Origin of the sequence: Candidatus Accumulibacter vicinus, assembly GCF_000584955.1 — a bacterium.
Lineage (GTDB): Bacteria > Pseudomonadota > Gammaproteobacteria > Burkholderiales > Rhodocyclaceae > Accumulibacter > Accumulibacter vicinus.
Window position 1 is genome coordinate 310399 of the sequence record NZ_JDSS02000019.1, and the last position, 975, is coordinate 311373.

At 58.6% G+C, this 975-nt stretch carries 1 protein-coding gene; it reads right to left on the reverse strand.

Annotation, left to right across the window (positions count from 1 at the left end):
• Positions 1-841, reverse strand: an 841-nt coding sequence (locus tag CAPSK01_RS07730) for a LamG-like jellyroll fold domain-containing protein (protein WP_273703286.1), incomplete at its 3' end; no start/stop codon positions are given.
• Positions 842-975 lie beyond the last annotated feature (134 nt).

Sequence of the window (975 nt, forward strand, 5' to 3'; positions counted from 1 at the left end):
AGACCACGTGCTTGTCCGTGTAGTTGTTGTGCGGAATGACGTAGGACCCTCCAGTCACCGGGTTCGAGGTGGTCTCCCCGGTGATCGCCAGCGTCTTGCGGTTGAACGCCACAATGCGACGGGCCAGCGGCTCGTCAGAGTCTCCAGTGACGATTCCTTTGATCTCAGGCCGCGCATGCGGCGCCGTGATCTGAGAGAACGCCGCGGGGTGTCTGGCCACGCCCTTCGTGATCTGCAGGTGCGAAAAATACCCGTTGTAGAACTTATCAACCGGATCTACAGAATTGTCTCTACCGATGGCCAGCGCATTCGCCCCGGAGGATTGAAGCGTCAAACTACCTGGGCCAGCCACCAGCGCCCCATTCCTGAAGATCCGAACGGTCGAAGCGTTGCTGACCACCACCTCGATGTCCTGCCATACCCCTGTAGTGATCACCCCAGCGGCTGAACCTGTGGCGTTGGTTGATCCAACAGGCTTCCCAATGTGAATGCTCCCGTCGCCAGCAATGGCCACATGCTGACCGGTACTAGACCCGTTGGTCCCAACCATGATGATCCGGCAATACTTCCCACTGGCTGGCAGCGCAGTTGGGCGAATCGAAAAGCGGTACGTGACCACCCCGCCGCTGAAATCGAAATCTGAAGAGGATGCAAGCGTCAGCCGGTCGTCTGTGCCGTCAAAGTACAACGATGCCTCGCCGGAAAAACGCCCTTGCGCAAGGGTCAGCGCCGCCCCACCGGCAACAGTGATCGTTTTCCCTTTGACATCGGTAATGCCGGCCGCGATGTTGTTGAACGGCGCATGCAGAACGACAGAGTTCCAATCGCTATCCGCAGCCATGGGCTAATCTTCGGTGACGGTCGTGGCGGTGGTCAGTTGCGGAATTACTCCTGCTGTCGTTGCCGGGATAACGATATTGGGAGTGATTGTCCCCGCATAGAATATCTTCCCCGCGCCGGTGAGCAGTTCCCCGA